Annotated in this window: 14 protein-coding genes and 1 pseudogene; all 15 read left to right on the forward strand. The window is 42.5% G+C overall.

Annotated features, from left to right (window positions below; translation table 11 throughout):
- Positions 1–585 precede the first annotated feature (585 nt).
- The 15 genes and pseudogenes from G5B12_RS18530 (at position 586) to G5B12_RS13100 (ending at position 26184) form a co-directional block, all read left to right on the forward strand.
- On the forward strand, positions 586–930 hold the full coding sequence (locus G5B12_RS18530; protein WP_070102393.1) for a TnpV protein: 345 nt from the start codon (positions 586–588) through the stop codon (positions 928–930).
- Positions 858–1598, forward strand: a complete 741-nt coding sequence (locus tag G5B12_RS18535; protein ID WP_420370581.1) for a hypothetical protein — start codon at positions 858–860, stop codon at positions 1596–1598. Before G5B12_RS18530 ends, G5B12_RS18535 begins: the two co-directional genes overlap by 73 nt.
- A gap of 945 nt (positions 1599–2543) precedes the next feature.
- Positions 2544–7391: pseudogene (locus tag G5B12_RS13045) on the forward strand (DEAD/DEAH box helicase family protein); the annotation flags it as partial.
- 80 nt (positions 7392–7471) lie between these two features.
- Complete coding sequence (locus G5B12_RS13050) at positions 7472–10231, forward strand: YodL domain-containing protein (RefSeq protein WP_119233051.1); 2760 nt, start codon at positions 7472–7474, stop codon at positions 10229–10231.
- A gap of 27 nt (positions 10232–10258) precedes the next feature.
- Complete coding sequence (locus G5B12_RS18540) at positions 10259–10465, forward strand: PIN domain-containing protein (protein ID WP_024728263.1); 207 nt, start codon at positions 10259–10261, stop codon at positions 10463–10465.
- Positions 10466–10749: 284 nt separating this feature from the next.
- Positions 10750–10989 (forward strand): helix-turn-helix domain-containing protein, encoded by a 240-nt coding sequence (locus tag G5B12_RS13055; RefSeq protein WP_008688092.1) that lies wholly within the window; start codon positions 10750–10752, stop codon positions 10987–10989.
- 88 nt (positions 10990–11077) lie between these two features.
- Positions 11078–11815 (forward strand): LytR/AlgR family response regulator transcription factor, encoded by a 738-nt coding sequence (locus G5B12_RS13060; RefSeq protein ID WP_008688094.1) that lies wholly within the window; start codon positions 11078–11080, stop codon positions 11813–11815.
- A 50-nt stretch (positions 11816–11865) separates the two neighbouring features.
- Positions 11866–13107, forward strand: coding sequence for a sensor histidine kinase (locus G5B12_RS13065; protein ID WP_243873952.1), 1242 nt, complete (start codon positions 11866–11868; stop codon positions 13105–13107).
- Between the two features lie 101 nt (positions 13108–13208).
- Positions 13209–13367 carry a cyclic lactone autoinducer peptide gene (locus G5B12_RS13070; protein WP_005344225.1) on the forward strand — a complete coding sequence of 53 codons (159 nt, stop codon included), beginning with the start codon at positions 13209–13211 and terminating at the stop codon, positions 13365–13367.
- Positions 13367–13966 (forward strand): accessory gene regulator ArgB-like protein, encoded by a 600-nt coding sequence (locus tag G5B12_RS13075; RefSeq protein ID WP_138344128.1) that lies wholly within the window; start codon positions 13367–13369, stop codon positions 13964–13966. Before G5B12_RS13070 ends, G5B12_RS13075 begins: the two co-directional genes overlap by 1 nt.
- 89 nt (positions 13967–14055) lie before the next feature.
- A complete protein-coding gene (locus G5B12_RS13080) occupies positions 14056–14775 on the forward strand; it encodes a thioesterase II family protein (protein ID WP_179961961.1) in 720 nt (239 codons plus the stop codon).
- Positions 14776–14785: 10 nt separating this feature from the next.
- Positions 14786–15472 carry a 4'-phosphopantetheinyl transferase family protein gene (locus G5B12_RS13085; protein ID WP_117457266.1) on the forward strand — a complete coding sequence of 229 codons (687 nt, stop codon included), beginning with the start codon at positions 14786–14788 and terminating at the stop codon, positions 15470–15472.
- 1 nt (position 15473) lies between these two features.
- Positions 15474–17063 carry a (2,3-dihydroxybenzoyl)adenylate synthase gene (locus G5B12_RS13090; protein ID WP_117576640.1) on the forward strand — a complete coding sequence of 530 codons (1590 nt, stop codon included), beginning with the start codon at positions 15474–15476 and terminating at the stop codon, positions 17061–17063.
- Between the two features lie 14 nt (positions 17064–17077).
- Complete coding sequence (locus G5B12_RS13095) at positions 17078–24751, forward strand: non-ribosomal peptide synthetase (RefSeq protein ID WP_138344129.1); 7674 nt, start codon at positions 17078–17080, stop codon at positions 24749–24751.
- Positions 24751–26184, forward strand: a complete 1434-nt coding sequence (locus G5B12_RS13100) for a condensation domain-containing protein (RefSeq protein ID WP_015528437.1) — start codon at positions 24751–24753, stop codon at positions 26182–26184. The genes G5B12_RS13095 and G5B12_RS13100 overlap by 1 nt, the downstream gene beginning before the upstream one ends.
- Positions 26185–26191: the final 7 nt, after the last annotated feature.

A 26191-nucleotide genomic window follows, 5' to 3' on the forward strand; every position in this document is an offset into this window, starting at 1 on the left:
AGGACACTTATAAAGTGCGGAATCTTGGAAAGGATCCTCAGTTATGGAATCTTCCAGTAGAAGGAGAACATCTGGTGGCAGATTATCTGCAGGAGCAGTTATCACTGGAAGATACAGAAGGAGGACTTGCTGAAAGTCTGCATCAGGCAGCGAAGGAGAGTATGCAGGAATGGCTTCCAGATGCATTGGAAGAACTGAGACTGGATGTGACAGGGACATTTTTGGAAGAACTGGACGAACAGAATCAGGAAGTAGAATTCCGGGAACTGATGACCAATAGTGTCTGGTATGTATTACTAAACAGGTGTGGACTGGATGTACAGGAATATCTGGATGCAGAGGATTTTCGGCATATTACGGACTTCAATCAGCTGAAAGTATTAGGACATCTGGGAAGTGCAGTCAACGAGATCAGCAGACCAGTTCTGATGCAGATTGGACGATATGTTCTGAATGATCTGGAAAATGACCTGAAAACGGTTGCAAAAGAAAAAGAAGTAGCTTATAATGAATTTAACACGTTAATTCGCGAAAGCAATACAGATAACACAGAAGATAGAGAAGAAAAAAAGGAGGAAACAGACTATGAGAGAGATCAGTTACAGCCAGAACGGAGAGTATCAGATTCCAGATATCAGCCTGGAAGAGACGAGAGGAACCATCGGCAAGTACGGAATGATGCGGAAAGAGTATCTGAGAAATCACAAGGTAGCCAGGTTCAACATTCTGACACTGCAGAACCGTCTGGACAGTCATCTGATGGAGATCGACAGCCAGGCAAGACAGAGAGTAGACGACCTGATGAACGAACTTCTGGAGAAAGATCCGGCACCGGACAAAATGGCAGACGGGATGGCATGGACCAGACACATGAACCAGATCAAGGCACAGGCAGAGGAGCTGGTGATTCAGGAGATTATTTACAGTTAAGTCTGTTCCCAACAGAAGAGGAACAGTTAGGAGAAATAAGGAAAGCGGCAGCTGCATTGGAACAGCCAGCCGCTTTTCTTATTTCCGATGAAGTGGTAAATGATATTCTCCGCACGGGAAGCGGACAGAAAAATACACTGTTTCATATTACAGCAAGACTGATTGAAGGTCTGGATAATGAAGAAATGCGGAGTTTTCTGAAAGATGAATATGGAACTGGTGGCAAAGGATTTACCATAGATGGTCAGAAAATCAGTATCTGGTATGACAATGATGGTATCCGTATCCGGCGAGGGGACTCTGCCAGAAGAAACTTTGACCGCATGGTTACGTGGGAAGAAGCAGCGAACAGAATTCGGGATATGTATGAGGATGGAAATTACGTGGATAATTTGATTTCCAATAATGCCATTGAACAGGAGCAGGAAGAAATGACCAATCTTCTTGCACTTCATTTTCGGGATACTTGCAGAAACTGGGAAAAGAAACAATCATATTCAGACTGGCAGGATGTAGTGAGTGGAGCATGGACAGATCAAGAGGAAGCAGATGCGATTGTCTATCGTTTTGAATGGCTGCAGAAATATATGGATGAGAATCCGGGAGATTATTACCGCTGGGAGATTCAGCATAATCCGGAATATTTCCAACGCTTTCAGGATCTTTAGAGGGAGCGTTCCTGGGTAGACCAGAAATTTACGGTCGAACGTCCGGCACTATCCTTTATCACACAGGATGAAATTGATGCAGTGTTAAGAAGAGGCGGTATTACTGCCGGAGGACGTAACCGAATCTATGAGTATTTCATGGAGCACCATGATATGAAAGATGCAGCTGAGTTCCTGAAAAATGAATATGGAACAGGTGGTTCTTCACCCGGAATACCAGGAGCAGATGCTTCCGACGCATCCCATGATGCAAAAGGATTAAAACTTGCAAAAGGGAAAATTGGCAGTCCAGAGGTAGAAGTTTTATTAAAGTGGAACAAGGTTGCAGAACGTGTTCGCCAGTTAATCCGCACAGATGATTATTTGTCACCGGAAGAAATGGAAAAGTACGAAGAACGACAGGAAGCACAAAGACTGGCAGATTTGGAAGAAGCACAGCAGATGTTAGGAGAACAGCTGGAGCAGGATACTTTGACAGCGGAAGATATAACTGATTTGCGATTAGTTGATTCAGAATATATGTCTGGTACCAGAACAAAAATCCACGATTTTGATTGCAAAGTTAAGGGAGAAGCGAATCGACTTCAATACACATTAGAATATCATGATGATGGAGAAGGTTTCACGATTCATACGGAAAAAGATGATATTTGGAATCGAATGTCAACACAAGAATTGGAACGTCTGGATGTAAAACTCGGACAAGAAGTACTTTATTATCATTATCACAACAAAACTGTAAATGCGGATACTTTAGATGAATTACGGGAAATCAGGGAAGAAATTATGGAGGAAGAGTCCTTGTATTTTACTGCTATTTCTCAACGTGTGTGGACAGATTATGATAAAAAAGAAAAAGAATTATCTGGAGAAGTTGAGGTATCGGAAGAAAAAGAATCTTTGGAAGAGATTAACGGAATATCAGAAACGATTCCAGCAACGAACTTCCGCATCACAGATGATGAGCTTGGACAGGGTACAGCAAAAGAAAAGTTCCGTGCCAATATCATGGCTATCCAGTTGTTAAAGAAATGTGAGGATGAGAATCGCAATGCAACACCGGAAGAACAGGAAATCTTATCCAGGTACGTTGGCTGGGGAGGTCTTGCAGATGCATTTGATGAGACAAAATCTGCATGGGAGACAGAATATCTGGAATTAAAGACCGTCCTTACACCGGAAGAATATGCTGCAGCCAGAGCTTCCACATTAAATGCTCATTATACACAGCCGATTGTGATTGAAAGTATGTATCAGGTGTTGGAGAATCTGGGATTTACAAAGGGAAATATCCTGGAGCCATCTATGGGAGTCGGGAACTTCTTTGGAAAGCTTCCAGAGAATCTAAACCAGTCCAAACTCTATGGAGTGGAACTGGACAGCATCAGTGGCAGAATTGCTAAACTTCTCTATCCAGATGCCAATATCCAGATCAAAGGCTTTGAGAAGACGGATTATCCCAATGATTTCTTTGACGTGGCAATCGGAAATGTGCCATTCGGTGCATATAAGGTCAATGACCGTCAGTATGACCGCTACAATTTTATGATTCATGATTACTTTCTTGCCAAGACTATAGATCAGTTACGTCCAGGTGGTGTAGCTGCGTTGATCACAACAAAGGGAACTATGGACAAGGCATCACCGGAAGTCCGGAAATATTTGGCAGAGCGTGCAGACTTGCTGGGGGCAATCCGACTGCCGAACACAGCTTTTAAGGCAAATGCAGGAACAGAAGTCAGTGCTGATATTTTGTTTTTCCAGAAGCGTGAGAGTTTCACAAAAGAGATGCCAGACTGGGTGAATTTGGAGAGTGATGCAAATGGGATTACCATTAACAAGTATTTTGTTCAGCATCCGGGATTGATTCTTGGTGAGATGAAAGAAGTGTCCGGTCCGTATGGTATGGAAACAACCTGTGCTCCAATGGAAGGAGCTGATCTGGAATTACAGTTACAAGAAGCTGTAAAACACATCAAGGGAAGCATGGTAGCGGCAGTAGATATAGAGGCAGAACTGGATGAGATGCCAGAGAGTATTCCGGCAGATCCGAATGTTCGAAATTACAGCTATACGGTGGTAGATGATCAGGTATATTACCGTGTCAATTCTTTGATGAATCAGGTGAAAATGCCTGCAGCCACTGCAGAACGTGTAAAAGGCATGGTTGCAATCCGTGATACCGTTCGTGAACTGATCGCCATGCAGATGGAAGAATTTGTCACAGACGAAGAAATCCAGAAACAGCAGAAAAAACTGAATCAGGTGTATGATACCTACACAGCAAAGTATGGAGTTATTGGAAGTAATGCTAACAAACGTGCATTTTCTGATGACTCTTCTTATTGTCTGCTGTGTTCCCTGGAAGACTTGAATGAAGATGGAACATTGAAGCGGAAAGCGGACATGTTTACCAAACGAACCATTAAAAAGGCGGTCGCTGTGACAAGTGTGGAGACAGCCACAGAAGCACTTGCTTTGTCCCTAAATGAAAAGGCTAAAGTAGATCTCCCATATATGGCACAGTTGACCGGAAAGACCGAAGAGAAAATCACAGAAGAGCTGGTTGGAGTTATCTTCAAAAATCCACTGACAGACCAGTGGGAAAGTGGAGATGAATATCTGTCCGGAAATGTTAGGGATAAATTAAATACAGCGAGAACTTTTGCAGAGAATCATCCAGAATTCACACCGAATGTCCGTGCATTGGAGGCAGTTCAGCCGAGAGATCTGGAAGCATCGGAGATTGAAGTGCGTATTGGAGCCACCTGGATTGAACCTTCGGATTATCAGGAGTTTATGGTGGAACTGCTTCATACGCCGAGGTATCTTGCGCAGAAGGAAATACAGGTAAAATTCTCTGAGATAAATGGTGAGTGGAGGATTACAGGAAAGAACGCCGACAGTCCAAGAAATGCGTTTGCCTATGCAACGTATGGAACGGAGAGAGCAAATGCCTACCGGATTCTGGAAGATACCTTGAATCTAAAAGATGTTAGAATCTATGATAAAGTCGTAAATGACAATGGGGATGAAGTGCGAGTTTTGAATAAAAAAGAAACTATGTTGGCATCACAAAAGCAGGATGCTTTGAAGGCTGCATTCCAAGATTGGATTTTTAAGGATCAGCAGAGGAGAGAAAGACTGGTAAGCGTGTACAATGAACGTTTTAATAGTATCCGTCCCCGTGAATACGATGGAAGTCATCTGACTTTCCCAGGAATGAATCCGGAAATAGAACTTCGACCGCATCAGAAAAATGCAGTCGCACATCAGCTATACGGTGATAATGTGCTTCTGGCACATGTAGTAGGAGCTGGGAAGACTTACGAAATGGTAGCGGCGGCAATGGAGAGCAAACGTCTGGGATTATCTCAGAAAAACCTCTTTGTAGTTCCAAACCATTTGACGGAGCAGTGGGGAGCAGAATTCCTGCAGTTATATCCAGGGGCGAACATTCTGGTAGCAACGAAAAAGGATTTTGAACCGGCAAATCGAAAGAAGTTCTGTGCCAGAATCGCTATGGGAAATTACGATGCTGTTATTATTGGTCATTCCCAGTTTGAGCGTATTCCAATCTCTGATGAGAAACAGGAAGCCATGCTTCAGAGGCAGATTGATGATCTGGAAATGGCAATCCAGAGTGCAAGGTATGAACAGGATGGTGGACGTTATACCGTCAAACAGATTGAAAAGACAAGAAAAACATTGCAGACAAGGCTGGAGAAACTGAATCAGAAAGAGAAAAAAGATCAGGTAGTTACGTTTGAAGAACTGGGAGTGGATCATTTATATGTAGATGAAGCACACAGTTATAAAAACGCATTTCTTTATACAAAAATGAGAAATGTAGCCGGGATTGCACAGAATGAAGCACAGAAGTCGGCGGATATGTTTAATAAATGTCAGTATCTGGATGAGATTACCGGAGGAAAAGGCATTACCTTTGCTACGGGCACACCGATTAGCAACAGCATGACGGAATTGTATGTTATGCAGAGGTATCTGCAGAACAGCAAATTACAAAATATGGGACTTGGACTGTTTGATTCCTGGGCCTCCACCTTTGGCGAGGTAGTCACGAGCATTGAGCTTGCACCAGAAGGAACAGGCTACCGTGCAAAGTCAAGATTTGCAAGATTTTATAATATTCCGGAACTGATGAATATGTTTAAGGAGATTGCAGATATCAAGACTTCCGATCAGTTAAAGCTTCCTGTGCCAGAGGCGGAATATGAAACAGTGGTGCTGAAACCAACGGAACAGCAGAAAGAAATCGTAGAAAGTCTGGGGGAACGTGCAGAAGTTGTCAGAAACGGAGGGGTAGATGCTTCGGTTGATAATATGCTGAAAATTACCAATGATGGAAGAAAATTGGCATTGGATCAGCGTTTGGTGAACGAATTATTGCCAGATAATCCAGAAAGCAAAATATCAGTCTGTGCAGAGAAAAGTTATGAGATCTGGAAAGACACGGCAGCACAGAAATCTGCACAATTGATTTTCTGTGACTTGAGCACACCGAAAGGTGATGGCAGTTTCAATGTTTATGATGACTTGAAGCAGAAACTGATAGCGAAAGGTGTACCGGAAAAAGAGATTGCTTTTATTCATGATGCAAATACAGAAGCAAAGAAGACGGAGCTGTTTGGAAAAGTGAAATCCGGGCAGGTTCGTTTTTTGATTGGCTCAACAGCAAAGATGGGTGCCGGGACCAACGTGCAGGACCGTCTGATTGCGTTGCACCATCTGGATATTGGCTGGAAACCATCTGATTTGGAACAGAGGGAAGGGCGTATTATCCGTCAGGGAAATCATAATAAAAAGGTTCATATCTTCCGGTATGTAACTGAATCCACATTTGACAGCTACATGTGGCAGTTGATTGAGAACAAGCAGAAATTCATTTCTCAGATTATGACCAGCAAAGCACCTGTGCGAAGCTGTGAGGATGTGGACGAAGCGGCACTTTCCTATGCAGAGGTCAAAGCTCTTGCAACCGGAAATCCAGCAGTAAAAGAGAAGATGGCATTGGATGTTGATGTGGCAAAATTAAAACTTTTAAAAGCCAACCACATGAATAACCAGTACCGCCTGGAAGATGATATTGCAAGGAATTTTCCACAACAGATTGCAAAACTGACAGAAATCATTGACAGCTACAAGGCAGACATCGCTCATTACTCAGAGCATAAAATCACAGATCCAGAGCAGTTTACTATGGAGATTGGCGGCAAAGAGTTCACAGAAAAGAAAGAGGCAGGAGCAGCACTTCTGGCGGTATGTAAAGATATTAAAGCTGTAGATGCTGCGATGGATATCGGAAACTATCAGGGATTCAATATGAGGATTCAGTTTGATGGATGGAGTAAAGAATTTATTCTATCTGTCAAACATGAGGCTGTCTCGAAAGTTCATCTTGGAGCAGATGCACTTGGAAATATTACTCGTATCAACAATCTGTTGGACAGTTATCCAGAGAAGCTTTCAGAAGCACAACAAAGACTGGAAACAGTATATGAACAGCTTGCAAATGCAAAAGAAGAGGTTGGAAAGCCATTTCCAAAAGAAGAGGAGTTGAACCAGAAACTGGAGCGACTGTCAGAATTAAATGCATTGCTCAATATGGATGAACGGGAAGATGCAGAAACAGAGGTGTCTGAATCAGATGAGAAAGAAGAAAGACCGACACGTGGTTCTATCCATGAAAAACTGCAGATTTATAAAGAAAAGAGTCAGCGGGAAAGTGAAACTGGCAAGGAAAACAGAAAACGGGACTTCGGTCTGGAATAAATAAACAGGAAAGATGGCATAATTTGGTAGAAGAAGGTTCTGCCTGTTATGCCATTTTTTAGAACACAGGAGGAATTTGAATGGCGAGAAATATGATAACAGGAAAAGAAACGCAGAAAATGCAGGAATATACGCAGGAACGGATTGCTCAGGCAGAGCGTAGAGATATAGAATTTTCAACAGATGTAAAAGAACAGATTTTTGAATATGCGAATCTGATCGGCGAGGAAGAGAAAGTTAGGAATTTGGTAAGAAATCTGGCAGATGCAGTGAGTCAGGCAGATCAAGAAGGTGTAGAGGATTTGCTGGATGACGCAAGAATGGATATTCAAGAACTGCTGGATCCAACCATAGGTAAGCTGGAATTACGTGACTATGGATATACAGCAGAAGATATGGTGCCACTTAGAAAAGAAGCAGCCTTGGATTATCACAGAATGGGTTCTAAGATTTATTGCCTTGGAAGTGATGGCAGTAAAGGTGAATATGCGAGTAAAGAAATGATACAGGCACACGACGGTTTGTTTGGAATGGAATTGCAGATGTGGGAACGGATAAAGGATAACAACCTAGATTATGCAGAAGAAAATTTAGGAGCATTTCAGGAGCCTATGAGTGTCATTGAGCAGGAAGAAGCACTGAAATTATACGATGCAGGAGCAGATATCTATCTGATCACTAATTTTTCATCACCGATGTATGTCACAGAACGTATGGAAATTGAACGAGGACCAGAGCATTATCAGATGTCTATGACAGAACTGGAGCGTTTCCGTAACCTGGAATGGGAAATGCAGAAATATCCACAGATTCAGTCATTGAAAGAAGCAAACCTGTTGTTAGGAACAAGAAGGGTATTTGGTATTTATCAGATCCGGGATGATTCACCGGGCGAAAACTATGCTTTTATGAATATGAGTTTTATTGAAAGTCATGGTATGAAGATAAAAAAAGAAGATTACAAGCTGGTCTATGTTGGTGAATTATCAGGAAATATGTCACTGGATGATATTTTTGAAAGGTTCAACATTGATAGACCGGAAGATTTCCGTGGGCATTCCCTGTCTGTCAGTGATATCGTAGTTCTGAATGACGGGGAAAAAGTAACTGCTCATTTTGTAGACAGTATCAGTTTTGAACAGCTAGATTCTTTCCTGAATCTGGAAGAACAGGTCCTTAGTGAACTGGCATATGAGGTAGGAGAACGTTACTTTGCTATTCAGAGAACAGAAGAAGGATATGATTATTCCTTTTACGATGAAGATTTCCGCTTGATGGATGGTGGCGTTTATGAGAATGATGAAATTTCTATTGAAGAAGCGGCGGAGGAACTTTTGGAAGACGAAGGCTGGACTGGAGAACGCATCCGTGGAGATTATGATCGGTTGATGGAGAAAGTAGAAGAAATGGATGAAGTTGTAATGGCAGAGATTCAGAAAAGCCAGGGCGAATATAAGCCATTGGCAAAGGTGGAGGAACTGGAAGAGGCCAATTATAACATGATTGATAATGTACTCAATAATATGCCGCCTAAGAAAGAAGCTTATCTGGAATATTATGCTGCAGAATGTGATGAAATTCATGATATGGGAGCTTATGAGAAAAGCACAGATGTGAAAGAAATCGCAGCAATCTATGAGAAGTACAGAGAAGATCCGGAAAACGCTTATAAAGGCAGTGGAATGGGGATTATTTATCGTGATCCGGAGGATAGCTTGTTTGATGAAACAGAACTGTTAATTGTAATGGGAACAACGATACACGGCGACTTCTTGGATAATGTGCGGTTTTTAAAAGATCAGCCGGTGGTGCGTGAAGGTTTGGAGAAGATTCATAAAGCATTGCCTGATTATAAATATATCCCGATTCAGGATGTGCGTGAGGCAATGTATCCGAAAAAAATGACAACAGAAGAACTGGCAGCAGCATTGGATGAGATTGCGGAAGACTTCGATCCGTATGACTATCGGGACCATGTAGAGCCAGGGCAGGATACCATACAGGAAGTCATGCTGGATCTGCAAAGTGGAAATGTTGGTTCTTATATTTCCTTTCTGAAGGATGTGATTGAAGAAGACTGTGAGCAGTCCGTGTGGGCAGGTGTTTTGCTGGAACGGCTGAAATCCTACGAACCAGATATATCCAAAGAAACAGAGCCGATGGTGTATGTGAATTACTGTGAAAAGCGAGAGCTGATGGAACCACGCTGTCAGAAGCTCTCAGATCTGGATTCCCGTACTGCACAGAAGGATAAGGAATGGTACGCAGACCGTAATCCGAGGACGGATGAGCCGATGGTAACAGCCCAGATGTTTTTTACTATATATTATGCGGAAAAAGGCGATAAAATGATGCAACATTTCAAAGGGAAAATAGATATTGGAACAGGAAATGGCGGTATTTTAAGTCAGCTGAAACTCCAAAATGAACTGAAACTTACGGATGAAAGCTGGATTGGTTATCTGAAAAACAAGGGAAATGAAGAGTTTCAGAAGTGTATGGAAGATCTGACCGATATGCAGAACCATGTGCTGCCATATTTGCAGAGCTTTTGCAGTCTGGAAGAAAAAAGTGTGCAGGAAAAGCAGGAACGGCAGGTTGCAGAAAAGCAGGACAGCAGAGTAGAAGCGTCAAGAGCAGCGAATGTGACAAAAGGGGATAATGACAAAGCTGTGAAAAAGGTAGTTTCGAGTATGCAAACAGAAAAGAATAAAGCAACTACGAAGGCAAAGAAGCCATCTATTCATGAACGACTGGAAATCAATAAGAGAAAAATCCAAGAAAAGCAGGGAAAAGATGAGCTGGAGAGAGGAGCTGATCGGGATGTAAGAACGGTATAAATTTATAGAAAGGCACTTGGCTCCGTTTTGGACATAGCAAAAGTGCTGACAGTGACGAACGAAGATGTGCTGCCTGCTTATTTGCAGAGAGTATCTGATTTTGAAGACTGCCTACTTGCAACTTGTACGAAGGAGAATCAGTGTGATGCGATTGTGACAAGGAATAAAAAGGATTTTCTTTCCTTTTGGATTACACTGCTTTCTCCGGAAGAACTGCTGAATATTTATTCGTAAAAATATGTTTTTACAATCGGCAGCAGAAGGAAAGTTGAATGATAACTCCGATCCAGCATACTGCAAAATATAAAAATTTTATAACAAAGTGGAAAACCCTGCGTAGGATCAGAAATGTTCTCACAGGGTTTCATGTATCTAATAAAATATAGAAATTTAGCGGATTTCTGCTAGAATAAGAAAAACTGTTAAAAAAATATCGTGCATAGATCAAAAAGACTATATATGGGCGACCTTTTAAAGCCGATTTATATAAAATAGAAGAAAAAAAGGTGGTCGATACCGTGGATATAAAAACAGCGGTCATATATCGGTTAAACGATCTGATTAAGCAGAAAGATATCACAGTGAATGAAGCGGCGGTGCGCTCAGGCGTCCCGCCTTCAACACTGAAAAATATTTTGTATGGACAAAGCAGGAATGCTGGCGTAGTTACAATTAAAAAGATATGCGATGGATTGGATATTACAATACAGGAATTTTTTGAAGATCCCATCTTTGCAGATTTGGAACCGGAGTTATAGGAACAGGCAAATAATCTTAGGATTCAGATTCTGCAAGATGGTTTTTTTATGGGAAAGGGTTAGAAGAAACTAACACTGGAGGATGAATATGTGTAAAATAGCAATTTGCGACGATGATAAAGAATACAGGGAGAAAATAAAGACGGTCATAGAAACGGAAGGGATTCTGTCTTCGAATGAGATACGGTTTTATGAATATGAATCAGGAAAAGAATTATTGGAAGATGCGGATATTTTGCATGATCTGATTTTTATGGATATGCGTATGCCTGGATTGGATGGAAATAAAACAGTACTGAAGCTGAGGGAATATAATGAAGCAGCGATATTGGTGTTCTGCTCCGGCTGTTTTGAACCGACTCCTGACAGCATTAATGTTGGACAACCGTTCCGGTACATCATGAAGGATCTGCATGACAGAAGTCTGAAAAAGGAAATACCTATGATTTTATTAAAAGTGAAATTGTGCTGTGGAGATTCTTCCGTGACAGTTACATCGGCGGGAAGGATAATGCGCATCCATACGGAAGACATTTTATATATCTGTCTGGCGAAAAGGGGCTGTACGATATACATTGCCAGACAGGGAAAGATAGAAGAGATGCATTGCAAGGAATCTTTAAGTGATCTGTATGAGTGTCTGGCCGGAAGGGGATTTGAGTATGCACACAACAGCTATATTGTGAATTTGGCAAAAGTGGAAGGATTGGAAAAGAACGTTGCGTTGCTGCCGTTTGGAATCCAGTTGAATGTTTCGAGGTCGAGAAAAGGACAGTTTGCCGACGCACTGATAACATTTCTTGGGGAAAGGAACGGCATGGTATGATAATAAGAGATTATTTGATTTGTCTTCTTCAGATGTATCTGTTGGAGGACTTGGAAAAGAACATACTCCCATACAGAAGAGAAAGATTCTGGGAAAAATTTCTCGTATATTGTATCGCAGCACTGGCAATGTTCGGAACCAACCGCCTGGAATCCTCAATACTTAATATGGTAATGATTCCGGTAATCTATATGATTGCGTCTATGGTTGTGTTCCGGGGAAATATATGGAAGAAGCTGGTTACGGTATGCTGCTATTATGTGCTGGCAATTATTCCCGAATTTCTCTTTGCGGCACTTACGAATGCATATGGCGTGACTGGTGCGTCCGAGGGCTTCAGGACTGAAACAGAAAAGACATTAGCACTCCTGCTGATGAGTACCATGACATTTCTGTTTATTAAATGCATTGATCAGGTAACAAGGAAAAGGGATTATCTGACGATTGAAAATAAAACATTTACAGTGCTGCTCATGCTGCCAACCGCAACGATCGTTATGTTAGGATGTATGTTTTATTCGCACACTTCTTTTGAAGGAATGAACAGGGTCATGGTTCCGGTAGGAGCTTCGCTTCTGTTAATGACGAATATCTTCATTTTCACAGTATTTGACAGGTTTGTAGAAAAATCAGAAGAAGTGAAGAAGATGGACCGGCTATACCAGAAAAGCAGGGCGGAGATTGCCAATCTGCAGTATATGAATAAGGTTAATGAGGATAACAGAGCATTCTTACACGATATAAATAAATTTATCTGTACAGTAGCCGGCTTGATAGAAGAAGGAGAGAATCAAGAGGTTAAGGACATCATGGAACATTTAGGCGTCCGGATTCAGAATCTTCAAAAAAGTGTATATTGTGAGCATCCGATCTTGAACAGCATCCTATGTGAAAGAAAATTTCTTGCAGAATCTAAGGATATATCCTATAGGATTACCCTGGGTAATGATCTCAGACTGGATTTTCTGGAAGAGTTGGATTTGATCTCGATCGTAGGGAATCTTTTGGATAACGCACTGGAAGCGGCAGAAAAGACAGAAGATGGCAGATATGTGGAATGCAGGATGTATATGGGAAATGCGGGGCATTTCCTTGTCATGGAATTTTGCAATGGGTATGTCGTCCCTCTGTTAAAGGACAAGGACAGGTACATAAGCACCAAAAGAGACGCGGACAGTCACGGGATCGGACTGCACACGGTTGGAAAACTGGTTAAAAAGTATGCGGGAATTATGCGAGTGGAGGCAGGAGAACGGGAGTTCTCTGTTAAGCTGATCTTTACAATCAAATAAGGACGTGCAAAAATCGCCCAAAAAGTTACCGTTTTTGCCACGGTAATTGAAAAGAGGGCGATTTTTGTGTAAACTTTCGGAAAAAAGGAGGCTTTGTAACTATGAAAAAAATAATCAGAAAAAACCTGGGAATCAAACTGCTTGGAGCTGTAAACTGTCTTGCACTCTGCTTGACGGCGTATACGGCAAATCTGGCGTGCAACTGGCTGTACTATCAGGAAGATGAGCCGGAAGAAGTTAAGAAAATGAGGAAATTCTAGTGTGGAAAAAAATGGCTGGCCGGCTTTTTGAACTACAAAGCAGGAATGGGATTCTTGAAGAGAAAGACCGCAGGCTGTATGAATATGCTTACGGCGTACTGCTGGGCAGGGTGGTAATATACCTTATCATCGTCATACTTGGCATCATAACGGGGAATTGGATGGAGATGATAGTCTTTTTATTGCCCTTTACTGTTTTAAGGCAGTATGCCGGAGGGATTCATTTGGAAAAGGCAGGGGGCTGCATGGCTGTTTCCGGTATCCTTGTCCTTCTATGCAGTCTGTATCTGGCGTCTGCTCCGGCTGTAATATGGCAAATGCGGATCATATGGTTTGTCGCAGTTGGCGTTATATTTATCATGGCGCCGGTAGATGCCAGCAGCAAGAAGTTGGATGCGAAAGAGAAAAAAGTTTATGGGATGCGCGCGAGGGTAATTTTAGTTATTGAATGCGCGATAGCAGGTGTTTTTTCTGTGATTGGATATTCCCTGATCGTAAACGGGATTATGGTAGCGCATATTGTTTTGGCGTCCGGTTTGATATTGGGATGGATCAAAAATTTTTTTGACAAAGAGTTAGATATAACTAATTACAGGTAGAAATAAGAAGTGATTGAGAAAAACATATTACAAAATGATGGTAAACAGAGAGAAAAAGAACATTATGCCAGAGGAATATAAAAGTGAATATGAAATTGATAAAAAATACGGAAAATATTAGTAAAGAGAAAATAACCTTGTTTTGTCTGCCATTTGCGGGAGGCGGTGCTTCTGCTTATAACCAGTGGGCGAAAAAGATGCAGGGGAAAGTAACGGTATGTCCAGTTCAGCTTCCGGGAAGGGAAGAACAGATCATGGAGAAACCGTATATAGATATGTCGGTTATGTTAGATGACCTGGAAGAGGCTGTAAGAAAGGTTGTGTACGGACCGTATGCCTTATGGGGACACAGTATGGGTGGGAAGATCTCTTATGAGCTGGAAAAACGGTTGGAGGCAGCGGGATATACTGCAAAATGTCTGTTTATTTCCGGCAGCCGGGTTCCTAGTATTCCGGAGCCAAATCCAATCTATCATCTTCCGGATGAAGCGTTTAAGAGGGAACTGGGAAGATTTGAAGGGACGCCAAAAGAGATACTAGAGAATCAGGAATTGTTGGATTTCTTTCTGCCTATGCTGCGGGCGGATTTTACCATGGATGAAACGTATTATGATAAAGCGGGAGTAGTGCTGCATACACCTATCTCTGCATTTGGCGGAGAAAAGGACGACGAAGCGGATGAGAGTGCGATCTTGGAATGGGGAAAGTATACGGACAATGATTTTAACTACCGGATATTTCCGGGAGGACATTTTTATCTGAGGGATTGTGAAGACGAAGTAATAAGTGAGGTCATGAGACTGCTTTAGAGAATGAAAAATGGAGATTAAACGATACGGAGAAAAGGAATTTCTGTCAGCAGACAAACTTTATATCCGTGAAAATGAGATACATATATGGTGTATCCGCTGGCCTGAAATGACAGATTTCTGGAAGAACCATGAATATATCCTGAGTGGGCAGGAATTGGAGCAAGCCGGAAGATTCCGTTTTCCTGAAGACAGGATGCGTTATATAGCCGGGAAGGTTGTCGTGCGGATCCTCTTAAAAAGATACTTAGATATGGAAACGATTGATTTTTCTGTCAATGAACTGGGTAAGCCTTATCATAAAAAGATTGCGGGAAAGCGGACAGTGGATTTTAACATTTCGCACTCGGGTGAATTCATACTGGCGGTATTCGCTGTCGGAATGGATATCGGAGTAGATGTGCAGGAGATGGCAGAGTGCCCGGACTATAGGGAGATAGCGGAAAATTTTTATACTGCAGAAGAAGCGGAAGATGTAAAAAATGAAGGACCGGATCTGTTTTTTCAGTACTGGGCGGCGAAAGAGGCATATGTAAAGGCGCTTGGAATTGGATTAGGAAGAGGAATGGATTTCTTCTCTGTCAGAAACGAGAAAATTGCAGAAAAAGATAAGAAAGATCAGGACTGGTTTCTGTATCCGGTCAGGATCAAAGGATATGCTGCGTATGTGGCGGCGCATAAGAAAGGAGACAGATAAAATGGGTTATAAGAAAGATATGAGCAAATATGAGAATCTGGAAGGCTGGGAGAGATGTGGATTTGGAGAACAGCTTGATAGGTGGGCGGAAAAATATGGAGAAAGAATTGCGGTCACGGACAGTGAAGACGAGATCAGTTATATGGAATTAAAGCAAAAAGCAGATTGTCTTGCGGCAGCTTTTCTGCGTAAAGGGATTTTAAAGGGAGACAAAGTGCTTGTGCAGCTTCCGAACAGGATTTCTTTTGTGATCGTGTTTTTTGCGCTTTCCAAGATTGGGGCGGTGCCAATCATGATGCTGCCGGCCCACAGGGAGGCGGAACTGGAAGGAATTATTGAACTGGCAAAGCCGGCCGCTTATATTGTGGTGGAGAAATATCTGGGATTTTCATATGTGCCGATGGCAAATGCGATGAAAGAGAAATATTCATGTATCCGGCATATATTTGTAGATAGCGAATCCGGGGATATCAGTGGAATGATTGCGGAAACGTATGGAGAAAATGGAGCATTTCCGGCTGTGGATGGGTATGAAACGGCGGTGCTTTTGCTGTCCGGCGGGACGACAGGGGTTCCGAAACTGATTCCGCGCACCCATACGGATTATATGTATAATGCCCGCATGTCCGCGAAGAGATGCCGTCTGGATAGCAGTGACGTTTATCTGGCGTCTCTTCCGGTAGCTCATAATTTCCCGTTATGCTGCCCGGGGCTTTTAGGCACGCTGGACGTGGGAGGAAAAGTTGTGCTTGCGTCTGCGACCAGCCCGGATGATATCCTTGACGCAATTACAGAGGAAGGTGTCACGATAACGGCATTGGTTCCTGCTATGGTTACTGTGTGCATGGAAATGCTGGAATGGGATGAAGATTATGATATATCCAGCCTGCGGATTTTGCAGGTGGGCGGCGCAATGCTGGAAGATTCCCTTGCGGATAAGATCATTGAAGAATGGCCGTGTAAACTGATGCAGGTATTTGGTACGGCGGAGGGGCTACTGTCCTTTACTAGCCCGGAGGATGAAGGTTCCCTGATCGCAAGATGCCAGGGAACTCCGGTGTCTCCTGCGGATGAAGTGAAGATTGTGGATGAAGAAGATAAGGCCGTACCGGAAGGAGTTTTTGGGGAATTATTATCCAGAGGCCCGTATACGATTGATGGTTATTATATGGCGGAGGAAGCGAATAAAAAGAGCTTTACGTCGGACGGATTTTACCGGACGGGCGATAAAGCTATGTGGACGAAAGACGGAAGGTTACGTTTGGGCGGGAGGATCAAAGAGCAGATTAACCGCGCCGGAGAAAAGATCATGCCTTCAGAGATTGAAGCTTATCTTTGCAGGCATTCGAAAATCAAAGAGGCAGCCGTTGTCGGCGTTACGGATGAAACCCTTGGAAACCGGATATGTGCATTCCTTGTGACCGATGATGAAGCCGGGATCGATTTGCAGGAAATACACAGGTTCCTGCGGGAAATAGGCGTTGCGGCGTATAAAATGCCGGATCAGATAGAACGGGTAGAGACATGGCCGCTGACCAGCGTAGGAAAAATAGATAAGAAAGCATTAGAACGTATGGCGCAGGAAAAATAGAAGGAGACAGAATCATGGAATATATAGAGATAAAGGAACAGATCAAACAAAAGCTGCCGGTAGCCAGAGATTTGGGGGATTCCGAAAATCTGCTGGAGCTTGGGCTTTCATCCCTGACAATCATGCGTCTGGTAAACCAGTGGAGAAAACAGGGGGTTAAGGTTTCATTCGGTTCATTGATGGAAAATCCTACCCTTGAAGGCTGGTGGGCGCTGATCCAGCGCAGCATGAAGAAAAAAGCGGGCAAAAAACGGGCGCAAGAATCTAAGATAACGCCGGAAAAGGATATGAAACAGCCGTTTCCTTTAACAGACGTACAGTATGCATATTGGGTTGGCAGGGATGAAGAACAGGCTCTTGGAGGAATAGACTGTCATGCGTATTTAGAGTTTGATGGGGGAAATATAGATCCGGAGCGTCTGGAAAAAGCATGGAATGTACTGCAGTATCATCATCCTATGCTGCGCGCCTGCTTTTTGGATGATGGAACACAGAAAATCCTGGATAAGCCGTATTGTGAAAAAATAAAGGTTCATGATTTTTCCCGGATGTCATCTGAGGAAGCAGAGGCAATGGCAGTATCTGTCAGAGAACGTTTATCCCATCGGAAGTTAAAGATTGAGGAAGGCGAAGTAGCAGGAATAGAGCTTACGCTTTTTCCTGAAAATAAGGCACGCCTTCATGTGGACATGGCACTTTTGGTTGCTGATGTACAGAGTCTGCAGATATTATTGAGGGATTTGGCATCTGCTTACCGAGGGGAAAACCTGCCGAAAGAATCAAAAGGGTGGAATTTTGCTTCCTATCTAGAACGGCAGAAACAGGAAGAAGGGGAGGAACGGAAAAACGCAGAAAAATACTGGAAGAATCGTTTAGAGCATTTGCCAAAAGGCCCTGACCTTCCATTGGCAAAACGTCCGCAAGAAGTGGAAAAAACGGTGTTCAACCGCAGGATTGTGAGAATCGAAAAGGAAGAATGGGATCATTTGCAAATGCGGGCAAAAAAATACCAGACAACTCCGGCAATGGTTCTTCTTACTGCATATGCGGTGGTTCTGGAACGATGGAGCAGGAATCATTGTTTCCTTATTAACATTCCGTTTTTTAACCGGAAAACAGAGCAGCAGGGGTTAGAGGAAGTAATAGCAGATTTTACTACTCTGTTATTGCTGGAGATTAACTGCGAAGAAAATCCGACTTTTGCGGAATTGTTGGACAGGATTCAGAAGCAGCTTCATGAGGATATGAAGTATACGGCATATTCCGGCGTGCAAGTACAGAGAGACATTGCGCAGATGTGTGGTGACGCATCGGCAGTGGCGCCGGTTGTTTTTGCCTGCAATCTGGGAACGCCGTTGGTAAATGATACGTTCCGGAATGAACTGGGGCAGTTTTCCTATATGATTTCCCAGACGCCGCAGGTGTGGAATGATTTTCAGAGTTATGAAGATGAAAATGGCGTACAGCTTACATGGGACAGCGTGGATGAGTTATTCCCGGAGAATATGATCCCGGATATGTTGGAGAGTTTTGAGATTCTTCTGCATGAATTGGGAAAGAAGGACTGGAATCAGAGATTTGATGTGCTTCCTGAAAAAAGAAAAAGAGAAATTGAAGATACAGCGCGTACAGGAGTGCCGGAGCGTGTGGAATGCCTGCATTGGGCTGTTATGAACCATGCGGAAGTTTGCCCGGAAGATATTGCGCTTATTGATGCGGGAAGCGGAAGATCGGTATCCTATGGGGAATTAAAAGCACGGGCAACAGCAGTGGCGGCAGGAATTTCAGAAAAGGATATTAAGGGCGTCCCGGTTGCACTTACCCTGCCGCGCGGGATAGAACAGATCGAGTCGGCATTAGGAATTTTGCTTTCCGGAAATTCATACCTTCCGGTCAGCTTAAGCCAGCCTAAAGATCGGAGAGCGTTAATCCATGAGAAGACGGGAGTCCGCTATGTGGTCACGAATCGGGAATTATCCGAAAAACTGGACTGGCCGGAAGGTACGGAAATCCTTGTGATGGAAGGTATGGAAGAGGGACAGGAAAATGTGAGACTGCCAGAGGTGTCGCCGAAGGACAGCGCCTATATCATCATGACGTCAGGCTCTACAGGTGTTCCGAAGGGTGTAGAGATTGCGCATGAAAGCGCATGGAATACGGTTCAGGATATTAATGAAAAGTACCATGTGACAAGTGCAGATCGGGCGCTGGCTGTATCAGCTATGGATTTTGACCTGTCGGTATATGATGTTTTTGGAATTTTAGGCGCAGGAGGAACATTGGTATTGCTTCCAGAGCAGGAGAGAAGGAATGCGGATTACTGGCTGGAACAAGTGTTGAAATATCAGATTACCGTTTGGAATTCAGTGCCGGTGCTTCTGGATATGCTTTTGATACGGGCGGAATCCATGAAACAGAAACTGCCGATCAGGGCGGTTATGCTTTCCGGAGATTGGATTGGGATGGATCTCCCGCAGAGGGTTGCGGCATGGACAGAGGATTGCCAGTTTGTCGCTATGGGAGGAGCTACAGAGGCAAGTATCTGGTCCAATTATCAGAATGTTACCCTGCCGATGCCGAAAAACTGGAAATCTATTCCCTATGGAAAGCCACTCAGATATCAGGCATATCGTGTTGTGGATGAGTATGGAAGGGATTGCCCTTACTGGGCAGAAGGCGAACTCTGGATTGGCGGTTTTGGTGTAGCAAAAGGATATAGGGGAGATTCTGCGCTTACGGGGCAGAAATTTATCACAGATCAGTATGGAAGATGGTATCGGACCGGTGATCTCGGAAGAATCTGGGATGATGAGATAATTGAATTTTTGGGAAGAAAAGATCATCAGGTAAAGATCCGTGGACACAGGATTGAATTGGGAGAAATTGAACATGCGATTCAGGAGTTTCCGGGTGTGGCTCATGCAGTTGTTGATACAGTTAGTGATGGTCATGGCAATAAAACGCTGGCTGCTTATATCGGAGCGCCGATACAGGAAGATTCTAAAGTTACAACGTATTTGTACGGCACAGATATCTTTGGCGGGGGCTGGAAAGAACTGAAGGATGATGTCAGCAATTGGCAGATGCAGCAGGAACGGAAGACAGCATACAAAAATTTCCTTGCCTATGCAGACCAGAGATGTGTACAGCTTATGCTGGAGACACTCATAGAGTTAGGCATTTTTGTATCAGAGAAGGAAGTTCTTTCGCAGAAGGAAATTTTTGAAAAAGGGAGCATTACGGAAACACAGAAGAATACTGTGGCAAGATGGTTGGAAATTTTAAAGAAGGAAGGAATCCTGAGAGAAGAGGACGGCAGACTATCGCGTACCGGGAAGGAAGTGGCTGTACCGGAAAAAGCTGGAGATACGGAAACGTATTTTAATAAACTGAAGCCGTATCTGAAGCATATGGTTACTGGGAATGAAGTTCCGCTGGACGTATTTTACCAGAAAGAGCCGGCTTTGGCTCCGAATATGCTGCTTCGGAGGATTCCGGGCTGCGAGGAAACAGTGGAAAGACTGGTGCAGGGATTAAGGCTTCTGGCAGAAGAACGCAGAAAAGAGCCACTCCAGATTATAGAAATTGGTACAAGGGACACTGCAATTACAAGACAGTTTTTGAATGCACTGGAAGATGTAAGCGTGGCTTATACTTATGCGGATTCTTCAAAATATTTTCTGCAGGAAGCAGAGAAAGAACTTGCGGGATATGAGAGAGTCGAGTTTGAGATGCTGAATCTGGAAGAAGGCATGGATAAGCAGCAGATGTCCTTGCATAGTTATGACATTGTGATATCGGTAAATGCTTTACATAGAAATATTGATGCTGCTGATGCGGTAAAGAAAGTAGCGGAATTACTGAAGCCAAACGGAATATTGCTGATGACTGACCTTGTGGTAAGGACATACCTTCAGGAACTTACAGCGGCTTTTTTGGAAAATGGTTTTGCGGATATTCGGGACAAGAGAAAAGAAGCAGGGCTGGTTACCCCGGATTGCCTGCTGTGGAGAGAATGTTTATCAGAGGCAGGATTGGGCGAAGACTGTGCTGTGACAGAGAGATATGGAAGATGTATATGCTGCAGCAGACAGCAGGCGTCTGTCCTGTCCTATCATAATGGAGCACTAAGGGAATATCTGTCAGAAAAACTGCCGGAGTATATGGTTCCACAGAATTATCATTTCATGGAGCAGCTCCCAACATTGTCCAATGGGAAGATTAACAGGAAGCAATTGCGGGAAGATTTTAAAGAAGAAACTGCGGTTATCCGATTTTCAAAGGCAACGACAGAAACAGAAGAAAAGCTTTTAGATATCTGGAAACAATTATTTGGATATGAAAATATCGGAATTGAAGATAATTATTTTAGCCTTGGGGGAGACTCGCTGATTGCCACAAGGTTGATCTCGGAAGTACAGAAAACCTTCGGCTGCAAAATAACGATCAGCACGATTTTTGAAAATCTGACCGTAAAATCTCTGGCAAAAGCTATTGAACAGTCCGAACAGAAAGAAGAAGATACACTGCAGATCAAACCGAATCTGGAGGAAGCATATCATCCGTTCCCATTAACCGATGTGCAGTATGCTTACTGGCTTGGCAGAAGCGGATTGTATGAATTGGGGAATGTTGCAACGCACTGTTATTTTGAACTGGATGCAGACGGCCTTGATACTGAGTGCGCAGAGACGGCATGGAATCTGTTGATACAGAGGCATGGGATGATGCGTGTTATTATCCAGCCGGATGGTATGCAGCGCATACTGGAGAATACTCCCCAGTATCATATTGACGTGACGGATATCCGACAATTGGAAGTGACAGAAAAAGAAAAGGCATTGGATGAAAAACGGGCAGAGATGTCTCATCAGGTAATTCAGACAGATGAATGGCCTCTGTTTGATGTGCGAATCACTAAAATAGAGGACCAGAAGCATAGAATCCATATCAGTTTTGACAATATTATCTTTGATGGCTGGAGTATGTTCCATCTCTTAAATGAGTGGGCAGAAGTATATCGAAATGGAAAAGCGGAAATGCCGATTACTTTGTCTTTCCGGGATTACGTGCTGGGACTGGAGCAGATAAAGTCTACCTCTGCTTATGAGAAAGATAAAAAATATTGGGAAGACCGGGTGGAGACTTTTGCGGACGCACCGGATCTGCCGCTTGCAAAGAACGAAAGCCAGATTACAGAGCAGCGTTTCTGTCGCCGGAGCGCAAAACTGTCACAGAAAGAATGGCAGTCTGTAAAAGACGCGGCGGGAAGACTGGAGGTAACGCCTTCTGTTCTTTTGATGAGTGCTTATGCGGAGACTCTCCGCTTGTGGAGCAGTAATAAGGATTTTACACTTAATCTGACGCAGTTTGACCGGAAACAATTGCATCCGGAAGTGAACAATCTGGTTGGAGATTTTACAACACTGACATTGCTGGAGATAAAGAATGCAGGGAATAATTTTGCGGAAAGGACAAAGGCAATTCAGAAGCAGCTTACAGAAGATCTGGAGCATACAGCTTATGGCGCGGTTGAACTGGAGCGCGAATTAAAGAAAAAGACTGGAAATATGCGGGGCGCTATTATGCCGGTAGTGTTTACCAGTGGCCTTGGCGTGGAGCAGTGGAATGAAGGAAAGTGGCTTGGAAAACTGAACTATAACATTTCACAGACGCCGCAGGTGTGGCTGGATCATCAGGTGGTTGAAATGGATGGCTGTTTATGCCTGTTTTGGGATTCCGTGGACGAATTATTTTATCCGGGAATGCTGGATGAGATGTTCCGGGCATATACCGGCCTGCTTCATACGCTAGCAGTTCATCCGGAGATCATGCAGGAAAAAACGGCAAGTCTGGTAACAGCGGAAATTTCAGAAAAACGGCGTCAGGCGAATGAAACGGCGGCTGAATTTGAAGAGAAAACGTTGGATGGATTATTCTTGGAGGCGGCAGACAAATTTCCGGATAAGGAGGCGCTGGTAACGTGCAGCAGGCGGATGACTTATCGGGAGATAAAAGAAGAGGCGTTTTACATTTCCGGGCAGTTGAAGAGCATGGGAATAAAAAAAGAAGAGACGGTAGCTGTATTTATGGAAAAAGGGTGGGAGCAGGTAGTTGCTGTTTATGGAATCCTGTTTGCCGGAGCCGCATATCTTCCGATAGATATCCATAATCCGAGAGAACGAGTTGAAAAGATTCTCCGTGACAGTGGAACAAGAATCATTCTTGTGCAGAATCAGGCGTATGATCAGGATACCGAATGGCTGCACGAGTGGGATTGTATTTCTGTGTCTGGATTAAAAACCGATTCTGAATACAAAGCACAGGAGAATAAGGCGGGAGACCTTGCGTATGTAATCTATACGTCGGGAACAACCGGGATGCCGAAAGGAGTAATGATTACTCACCATAATGCAGTGAATACAATACTGGATATCAATGCACGCTATCAGATTACAGAACAGGATACGGCGTTTGGAATCTCCAATCTTCATTTTGACCTGTCTGTTTATGATGTTTTTGGCGTTTTAGGCGCAGGTGGGAAATTGGTTCTTCCGGATCCGGAATATGGAAAAGATCCAGCGCATTGGATTCACTGGTTGAATCATGAGAATATTACCGTATGGAACAGCGTGCCAGCTTTTGTAGAAATGCTGGCAGAATATGAGGAATATCAAAGGCAGGTAACTTCACAATCGTTGCGGTTGGTAATGATGAGTGGCGACTGGGTTCCGGTTTCACTTCCGGGGAGAATCCGTAATCTGTTTCAGAATGTTGAGATTGTTGCACTTGGAGGAGCGACGGAAGGCAGTATTTGGTCCAATCATTTCGAGATCCCAGAGATTGTGCCGGAAGATTGGAAGAGTATTCCGTATGGGAAACCGCTTGCAAACCAGAAGTATTATGTTCTGGATCAGAATATGGAAGATTGCCCTGACTGGGTACCGGGAACACTTTATATTGCCGGAGATGGCGTTGCACAGGGATATTTAAACGATAATGAAAAAACAGAAGAAAAGTTTGTTGTTTTAGATAGAACTGGGGAACGATTGTATTGTACTGGAGATGTGGGACGGTATTGGAATGAAGGTAATATTGAATTTCTTGGAAGATTGGATAATCAGGTAAAAATCAATGGATATCGGGTAGAATTGGGCGAAATTGAAGCTGCATTACGAAGGATTCAAGGTATAACTGAAGCGTTTGTTTTTTTTAAAAGGGATAATGCGATAGAAGACATATGTGCTGTATTAGTAGAGGAAAAAAGGTATCGTGACCGGATAGACAAGTTTTATAAGGAAATGTTAAAAAAAGATCTTCCGATCTATATGATTCCAACAGAATATATTAAAACGAATGCTATTCCGCTTAATTCAAATGGGAAAAAGGATATTCATAAAATTTTGATTGTTGCAGAAAAAAATAGAAAGCCTATTTTTAAAAAGAATAATAATTGTAAACAGCTTACTCAACTTCAGGAGCAATTACTCGCAATTTGGAGAGAAGTTTTAAAAATTGAAAATATTGATATAAATGATAACTTTTTTGAAATAGGTGGAAATTCGATACAGGCAATACAAATTACTAACCAAATGACGGAGAAAATAGGGTGTTTTATGGATATCGGCAAGTTATTTGAGTATCCGACTATCAGCAAAATCGAAAGATATATATTAGAGGAAACGTAATGAGTAAATACATATTTAATAATGATACCGATATTTTGGAGTTTTTGGAGCAACTTAGAGAGAATGGCATTCAAATTTGGGGAGAAGGGGAGAAAATTCGATACAGATCTAAAAACAGACAATTGGCACCGGAAACATTAAGGATTCTTAAAATGGCTAAAGGTCAAATTTTAGATTTCTTTCGAATGATCGAAAAAAATGTGATTCCATTAACATCAATACAAACAGCTTATGTTGTGGGACAAACGGCTGGGTGTGAGTTGGGAAATATAAATGCGCATTATTACATCGAATATACAATAGAATCTTTGGATGTTGAACGACTTGAGCAAATGATAAATCTGGTTATTTCTAAAAATGATGCATTACGGTTGATTGTAACACATGAGGGGAAAGCGAGTTTTTTAGATAATGTGCCATATTATTCTGTGCCAGTTTATTCATTATATGATGGGAATGATAGAGAGCAAAAGCGGCTAGAGAGAAGTCATCATAGGTATAATTATTATAAATGGCCCATGTTCCATTTTTGCGTTGGGAAAACATCAGGAAAGACAAGTGTTTTACATGTAGATTTTGATTGTATTATTTTGGATGCATGGAGTGCAAAATTACTGTTGAACGAGATTTTCAGTTTGTACTATGGAAAAGATGTTAAATTTCCACGAATCTCTTTTATGAATTACATGAGATTAAAAACAGATAAAGGAGATTTGGAAGCTGAAGAATACTGGAAAGAAAAAGTAAAAAATATGCCGAGCTTTCCCAAACTGAATTACCAGAAAAAATTTGCAGAAGTGCAGAATGTAAGATTTGATAGAATTGAATGTGATTTTTCTTTTATAGAAACACAACGATTATATCAGAAAATAAAAAACTATCATTTTACTCCTGCTGCAGTAATTTCTACAATTTTTATGAAAACACTGGCACAATATAGTGAAACTCCAGGACTTTCCATAAATGTAACATTGTTTAATAGACAGTTATTGCATGAAGATGTGAATGGGATACTGGGTGAATTTACTAACAATGCAGTAATATCATACCAAGAAAAAACGGATTCTTTATTGGATGCTATTCGAGCAACTCAAGAACAGATGTGGCGGTTAGTTCAATATAGAAAATTTGAAGGAAGCAATATATTAAAAATGCTTTCTTCAGGTAGAGCAGGAAAAGCGATTATGCCAGTAGTGTTTACTTGTATGCTGGAGGGGAATGTGTCTAAGGTAACAAAAAAAAGATATTCATTCAAAGAAGAATATGCGATAAGCCAAACACCGCAGGTGGTTTTAGATCACCATGTAAGAGATGATTTGGGATATTTGAAGATTTCATGGGATTATATTATTGACATCTTTGATAAACAATATATTACTGATATTTTTGGCGCTTATGTAAATAATATAAAGAAATTTATGGAAAAATATTAGGGAGAAT

Source organism: Blautia sp. MSK.20.85 (assembly GCF_013317245.1).
GTDB lineage: Bacteria > Bacillota > Clostridia > Lachnospirales > Lachnospiraceae > Blautia_A.